The following is a 6,710-nucleotide window of genomic DNA, read 5'->3' on the forward strand; positions in this document are numbered from 1 at the left end:
GCCCCGCCCGACCCGGCGGGGCGTTTCGCGTTTTGCCCCCGGCGCCCTGCGACCTAGGCTCTTGCCTGCAACCGCAGCAGCAAGAGGGGAGGGGCCATGCCACCGGAACCGACAGCAAGGATCGTCACCGTCAAGGGTCGCGTGCAGGGCGTGTCCTACCGCGCATGGGCCCGCCGCCATGCCGAGGCGCACGGCCTTGTCGGCTGGGTCAGGAACGAGCCCGACGGCAGTGTCTCGGCGCTGGTCGAGGGGCCGCCCGACGCGGTCGAGGCGATGATGGACGCCATGCGCTCGGGCCCGCCCGCGGCGCGGGTGGACCGGCTGACGGCGCTGCCGGGCGCGGTGACCGAGGCGACCGGGTTCGAGATCACGGGCTGACCCGCCATCGCGGCGGTGCCCGCCGGTTGACCGGCCCACGGATTGCCTAGCCTATGCCCCATTCGGGCAGTAGATACGGCCACATGAGCCAGCGCGAAGACAACCAGATCATCGGCGTCTGCCGATTCTCCTATCTCGGGGAAGGGGGGTTCCAGACCCAGAAGAAGGATTTCGACAAGGCGGCCGAAATCCTTTACGCCGTCCCGCGCATGCTGCGCCGCTTCGCCTTTTTCGAGAACATCTGCCTGCCGTCGCTGGCCGCGCAGACCGACCCGGACTTCCGCCTTGTCGCCCTGATCGGCGACACCATGCCCTTTCGCTGGCGCAAGCGGCTGAAGGGGCTGATGGAGCAATACCCCTTCCTCGAGGTCTGCACGCTGGAAGCCGCGGGGCCGCTCAACTCCACCCGCCGCGCTTATCGCCGGGCGTGGAACGGCACGTCCCCCTACATCACCGGCTTCCGCATCGACGATGACGACGCGGTCGCCTGCGACTACATCGAGCGGACGCGGGCGATCTCGGACCAGCTTCTGACGCTGGGCTGGGCCGACGCGGACACCCCCGCCGCGATCTGCTTTCACCGCGGCATCTACTGGGACATGGCCCGCCCCGACGAGGAAGAACAGTTCTGGGATTTCTCCGAGAAGGAACCCCTCGGCCTCGCCTCGGCGATGATCACCACGCCCGAGGGGATGGCCAACATCTACCGCTGGAACCACCGCAGGCTCGCCAGCCAGGTGCGCTGCTGGATCGATCCAAACGATTACATGTTCGTGCGCACGCTGCATTCCCACAACGACAGCGACCGTTCGATCCCGCCCGACGCGCGCCCCCTGCCGGCGTGGCAGGCGAAAAAGCAGTTCCGCGACCGCTTCGGCCTGTCGCCCCGCAAGCTTTTGCCGATGATGGCACAATTGATGGAAGAGCAGACGTGACAGCCCCCCTCAGCCCCAATCTCAGGGGCGCGCTCTACATGACGCTGTCGATGGCTGGCTTCACGCTCAACGACGCCTGCGTGAAGCTGGTGGCGGAAACCGTGCCGCTCTTCCAGATCGTTTTCCTGCGCGGTGTCGCCACCACGATCCTGCTTGCGCTGGTGGTGCAGATGACCACGGGCTTGCGTTTTTCGATGCCGCGCCGGGACCGGCCGCTGGTCGCGGGGCGCACCCTGGCCGAGGTCGCGGCGATGGTCGCCTTCCTCCTGGCGCTGACGAACATGGCCATCGCCAACGCGACCGCGATCCTTGCGGCGCTGCCGCTGGCGGTGACGCTGGGGGCGGCAGTGGTTTTCGGCCACCCGGTCGGCTGGCGGCGGCTGACGGCGATCCTGATCGGCTTTGCGGGCGTGATGCTGATCGTGCAGCCGGGAACCGAGGGGTTCAACGCCTGGTCGCTTCTGGCGCTCCTGGCCGTGGTCATCATCACCGCGCGCGACCTCTTGACCCGCGCCTTTTCCCCCGAGGTGCCGTCGATGACGGTGGCCGTGGTGACCGCGGGGGCGGTGGCGATCTTCGGCGGCGTCATCTCGGCCTTCACGCCATGGGCACCGATGGGGCTTTACGAGGTGGCGCTGACGCTGGCGGCCTCGGTCCTGATCATCGCGGGCTATGTCTTCGGCATCATGGTGATGCGCATCGGGGATGTCGGCTTCGTCTCGCCCTTCCGCTATACCTCGCTGATCTTCGCGCTGATCCTCGGGTTGATCGTCTTCGACGAGTTCCCCAACACTCTGGCGCTGGTCGGCGGGGCCATCGTGATGGCGACCGGCATCTTCACGCTGTTGCGAGAGCGCATGGTCGCCCGCGCCGCGGCCCGCGCGGCGGCGAAGGCCGCGGTCACGCCGGGCGCACCCCATGGCTGAGGGGGTGCAGGTCCAGGGGCTTTGCCGGTTCTCGCTGCCTTGCACGGGCGGGTTCAAGAAATACCACGACAGCCTCGGCGAACGCCGCGCGGCGCTGTATGATCCGGCCCGGCTGGACACGCGCTGCCTGTGGTTCGAACGCATCCTGCTGCCGGGCATCGCGCGTCAGAGCGACCCGGATTTCACCCTACATCTCGTTCTGGGCGAGGACTTCCCCGAGCCCTGGCGCAGCCGGATGGAGGCGCTGTTCGCCGAGGTGCCGCAGATCACCGCCCATTGGCGTGCGCCCGACGATCATCGCGCGATCTGCCGCGATGTGCTTCTGTCCGCGCGCGACAGGGCCCGCGCCGCGGTGGCCGAGTTCAGGCTGGACGACGACGACGCGGTCGCGGTCGATTACGTGGCGCAGCTGCGCCGCAACTGGCCGCGGCTTGCGCGGCTGGCCGGGCCGAACGGGCGGGTGGCGCTGGACCACGGCAAGGGCGTGGTGCTCGAGGGGCACGCCGACGGGCGCGTCGCGCTGCATCCGCTGATCACCCAGTGCTGGTCGGCGGGCCTTGCGCTTTACATGCGGCCCGATGATCCCGGCATCATCATGGACTTCCCGCACCACAAGATCTGGTCGCGCGTGCCCTACGTGAACCTGACCGACAGCCTGATGTTCATCCGGGGTGATCACGGCACCAATGACGCGAAGACCCCCTTCGCGGCCGGCGTGCCGATCCCGATGGAGGAGGCCGACCTGGCCGAGGCGCTGTCGCGCCGGTTCGCCATCGACATCGCGGCGTTCCGTGCCGAATGGGCGGCCCTGTGCGGCCCGACCTGACGCCGCGCCGCGGCGCTGTTGACAGCCATGCCGACTCCCCCTATACGCGCCCCACTTGGCCGGGGTGTGCCTATGCCGCGCCCTGTGCCCCAAACAGAATTGTAGTGGTCATGATCCGGGCCGTTTGAGGTGCCCCGATCCTCTGTAACTTCCACCGCAGCGTCCTCCAGGTAGGGAAGGGATGCTTGCGGCTTTGGTGTTTTCGCGCATGTCGCGGGGGCGCCGCCGACATGAGAGAGCAAGACGGGGAACCGAATGCCGACGATTCAACAGCTGATCCGCAAGCCGCGGCAGCCCAAAGTGAAACGCTCCAAGTCCCAGCACCTGGAGTCCTGCCCGCAGAAGCGCGGCGTCTGCACGCGCGTCTACACGACGACGCCGAAGAAGCCGAACTCGGCCATGCGGAAGGTTGCCAAGGTGCGCCTGACGAACGGTTACGAGGTGATCAGCTACATCCCCGGTGAAAGCCACAACCTTCAGGAGCACTCGGTTGTCCTGATCCGTGGCGGCCGTGTGAAAGACCTTCCGGGCGTGCGCTACCACATCCTGCGCGGTGTGCTCGATACGCAGGGCGTCAAGGACCGCCGCCAGCGTCGTTCGAAATACGGCGCCAAGCGCCCCAAGTAAGAGGATATATAGATGTCCCGTCGTCACGCCGCTGAAAAGCGCCAGGTCCTGCCCGATGCCAAGTATGGCGATACGGTCCTGACCAAATTCATGAACAACCTGATGATCGACGGCAAGAAGTCGGTCGCAGAGCGCATCGTCTACAACGCGTTCGAGCGGGTCGAGGCCAAGCTCAAGCGCGCCCCCGTGGAGGTCTTCCACGAGGCGCTGGACAACGTGAAGCCCGCCGTCGAAGTGCGGTCGCGCCGCGTCGGGGGGGCCACCTACCAGGTTCCCGTCGAAGTGCGCCCCGAGCGCCGCGAGGCGCTGGCGATCCGCTGGCTGATCAACGCCAGCCGCGCCCGCAACGAGAACACGATGGAAGAGCGCCTTGCAGGCGAGCTGATCGACGCCGTGAACTCGCGCGGTTCCGCCGTGAAGAAGCGCGAAGACACGCACAAGATGGCCGACGCCAACCGCGCGTTCAGCCATTACCGCTGGTAACAGAACAGGCGGCCCCGCTGCGGGGCCGCCCTCTTGTCAGAAAACCCAAGCCTGAGGACCTCCCCCATGGCACGCGACTATCCGCTCGAGCGCTACCGCAACTTCGGCATCATGGCGCATATCGACGCCGGCAAGACCACGACGACCGAGCGCATCCTTTATTACACCGGCCGCTCGCACAAGATCGGCGAAGTGCATGACGGCGCCGCCACCATGGACTGGATGGAGCAGGAGCAGGAGCGGGGGATCACCATCACCTCGGCCGCGACCACGACCTTCTGGCAGTGGCAGGAAGATCCGACCGCCGAAGGCACGTCGGACACCAAGGTCCGCTTCAACATCATCGACACCCCCGGACACGTCGACTTCACCATCGAGGTGGAGCGTTCGCTGGCCGTTCTCGACGGCGCGGTCGCGCTGCTCGATGCGAACGCCGGTGTCGAACCGCAGACCGAAACGGTGTGGCGCCAGGCCGACCGTTACAAGGTTCCGCGGATGGTGTTCGTCAACAAGATGGACAAGATCGGCGCCGACTTCTTCAACTGCGTGAAGATGATCAAGGACCGCACCGGCGCGACCCCCGTGCCCGTGAACTTCCCGATCGGGGCCGAGGACAAGCTGGAAGGCATCGTCGACCTGGTCACCATGGAAGAATGGGTGTGGCAGGGTGAAGACCTCGGCGCGTCCTGGGTCCGTCAGCCGATCCGCGACGATCTCAAGGATCTCGCCGACGAGTGGCGCTCGGTTTTGGTCGAGAACGCGGTCGAGATGGACGACGCGGCGATGGAAGCCTATCTCGAAGGCGAAGAGCCCGACGTCCCCACGCTGCGCAAGCTGATCCGCAAGGGCTGCCTGTCGATGACCTTCGTTCCGGTCCTCGGCGGCTCCGCGTTCAAGAACAAGGGTGTCCAGCCGCTGCTGAACGCCGTGGTCGATTACCTGCCGAGCCCGCTCGACGTGGTCGATTACATGGGCTTCAAGCCCGGCGACGAGACCGAAGAGCGCAACATCGCCCGCCGCGCGGACGACAAGATGCCGTTCGCCGGCCTGGCGTTCAAGATCATGAACGACCCCTTCGTCGGCTCGCTGACCTTCACCCGGATCTACTCGGGCCAGCTCAAGAAGGGCGACGCGATCCTCAACTCGACCAAGGGTCGCAACGAGCGCATCGGCCGCATGATGATGATGCACTCGAACAACCGCGAGGAAATCGATGAAGCCTTCGCAGGCGACATCATCGCGCTGGCCGGTCTGAAAGAGACCACCACCGGTGACACGCTCTGCGACAAGGCCGATCCGGTCGTGCTGGAAACGATGACCTTCCCCGATCCGGTGATCGAGATCGCGGTCGAGCCCAAGACCAAGGCCGACCAGGAGAAGATGAGCCAGGGCCTGCAGCGGCTTGCCGCCGAAGATCCGTCCTTCCGCGTCGAGACCGACATCGAGTCGGGCCAGACCATCATGAAGGGCATGGGCGAACTTCACCTCGACATCCTCGTCGACCGCCTCAAGCGCGAGTTCAAGGTCGAGGCGAACATCGGTGCGCCGCAGGTGGCCTACCGCGAGACGATCAGCCAGAAGATCGAGCATACCTACACCCACAAGAAGCAGTCGGGTGGTTCGGGCCAGTTCGCCGAGGTCAAGCTGGAGATCATGCCGACCGAGCCGGGCGAAGGCTACACGTTCGAAAGCCGCATCGTCGGCGGTGCCGTGCCGAAGGAATACATCCCCGGCGTCGAAAAGGGCATCAAGTCGGTGATGGACTCGGGTCCGCTCGCTGGCTTCCCGGTGATCGACTTCAAGGTCGCGCTGCTCGACGGCAAGTTCCACGACGTCGACTCCAGCGTACTGGCGTTCGAGATCGCGGCACGGATGGGCATGCGCGAAGGTCTGAAAAAGGCCGGCGCCAAGCTGCTCGAGCCGATCATGAAGGTCGAGGTCGTGACGCCCGAGGATTACACCGGTGGCATCATCGGCGACCTCACCTCGCGTCGTGGTCAGGTGACCGGGCAGGAGACCCGCGGCAACGCGATCGTCATCAATGCCTTCGTGCCGCTGGCCAACATGTTCGGCTACATCAACACGCTGCGCTCCATGTCCTCGGGCCGCGCGCAGTTCACGATGCTGTTCGACCACTACGAGCCGGTTCCGCAGAACATCTCGGAAGAGATCCAGTCGAAATACGCTTAACCGGGGCGGCGGGGTGACACCCGCCCTACCCACCACCGTAGGGTGGGGTCTGGCCCCACCGACCCGATAAGGAGGCCATCATGGCAAAGGCAAAGTTTGAACGTAACAAGCCGCACTGCAATATCGGCACGATTGGTCACGTGGACCACGGCAAGACGACGCTGACGGCTGCGATCACGAAGTATTTCGGTGATTTCAAGGCGTATGACCAGATCGATGGTGCGCCCGAGGAAAAGGCGCGCGGGATCACGATCTCGACGGCGCACGTGGAATACGAGACCGACGCGCGTCACTATGCGCACGTCGACTGCCCCGGCCACGCCGACTACGTGAAGAACATGATCA

At 65.7% G+C, this 6,710-nt stretch carries 8 protein-coding genes; all 8 read left to right on the forward strand.

Annotated features, from left to right (window positions below; genetic code table 11):
- Nucleotides 1-96 precede the first annotated feature (96 nt).
- A complete protein-coding gene (locus QQK83_RS14160; protein WP_284265268.1) occupies nucleotides 97-378 on the forward strand; it encodes an acylphosphatase in 282 nt (93 codons plus the stop codon).
- An 83-nt stretch (nucleotides 379-461) separates the two neighbouring features.
- A complete protein-coding gene (locus QQK83_RS14165; RefSeq protein WP_284265270.1) occupies nucleotides 462-1,313 on the forward strand; it encodes a glycosyltransferase in 852 nt (283 codons plus the stop codon).
- The gene (locus QQK83_RS14170) at nucleotides 1,310-2,239 is read left to right on the forward strand and encodes a DMT family transporter (protein ID WP_284265271.1); all 930 of its coding nucleotides are present in this window, start codon (nucleotides 1,310-1,312) and stop codon (nucleotides 2,237-2,239) included. The genes QQK83_RS14165 and QQK83_RS14170 overlap by 4 nt, the downstream gene beginning before the upstream one ends.
- The gene (locus tag QQK83_RS14175; RefSeq protein ID WP_284265272.1) at nucleotides 2,232-3,065 is read left to right on the forward strand and encodes a glycosyltransferase; all 834 of its coding nucleotides are present in this window, start codon (nucleotides 2,232-2,234) and stop codon (nucleotides 3,063-3,065) included. Before QQK83_RS14170 ends, QQK83_RS14175 begins: the two co-directional genes overlap by 8 nt.
- Before the next feature lie 255 nt (nucleotides 3,066-3,320).
- Complete coding sequence (rpsL, locus tag QQK83_RS14180) at nucleotides 3,321-3,692, forward strand: 30S ribosomal protein S12 (RefSeq protein WP_071673925.1); 372 nt, start codon at nucleotides 3,321-3,323, stop codon at nucleotides 3,690-3,692.
- Nucleotides 3,693-3,704: 12 nt separating this feature from the next.
- Entirely contained in the window at nucleotides 3,705-4,175 is a 471-nt protein-coding gene (gene rpsG / locus QQK83_RS14185; RefSeq protein WP_284265276.1) for a 30S ribosomal protein S7, read from the forward strand.
- A 66-nt stretch (nucleotides 4,176-4,241) separates the two neighbouring features.
- Entirely contained in the window at nucleotides 4,242-6,365 is a 2,124-nt protein-coding gene (fusA, locus tag QQK83_RS14190) for an elongation factor G (RefSeq protein WP_284265278.1), read from the forward strand.
- 80 nt (nucleotides 6,366-6,445) lie between these two features.
- Nucleotides 6,446-6,710: GTP-binding protein (locus tag QQK83_RS14195; RefSeq protein WP_284265280.1), on the forward strand; the 265-nt coding region annotated here is incomplete at its 3' end.

Origin of the sequence: Roseicyclus amphidinii (assembly GCF_030163755.1) — a bacterium.
In the GTDB taxonomy this organism is placed as follows: Bacteria; Pseudomonadota; Alphaproteobacteria; order Rhodobacterales; family Rhodobacteraceae; genus Roseicyclus; species Roseicyclus amphidinii.

Bases quoted from the DNA above. Each gene is read 5' to 3' on its own strand.
- QQK83_RS14160 (WP_284265268.1), top strand. From the start codon at position 97: ATGCCACCGGAACCGACAGCAAGGATCGTCACCGTCAAGGGTCGCGTG.
- rpsL (WP_071673925.1), top strand. From the start codon at position 3,321: ATGCCGACGATTCAACAGCTGATCCGCAAGCCGCGGCAGCCCAAAGTG.
- QQK83_RS14175 (WP_284265272.1), top strand. From the start codon at position 2,232: ATGGCTGAGGGGGTGCAGGTCCAGGGGCTTTGCCGGTTCTCGCTGCCT.
- QQK83_RS14165 (WP_284265270.1), top strand. From the start codon at position 462: ATGAGCCAGCGCGAAGACAACCAGATCATCGGCGTCTGCCGATTCTCC.
- rpsG (WP_284265276.1), top strand. From the start codon at position 3,705: ATGTCCCGTCGTCACGCCGCTGAAAAGCGCCAGGTCCTGCCCGATGCC.
- fusA (WP_284265278.1), top strand. From the start codon at position 4,242: ATGGCACGCGACTATCCGCTCGAGCGCTACCGCAACTTCGGCATCATG.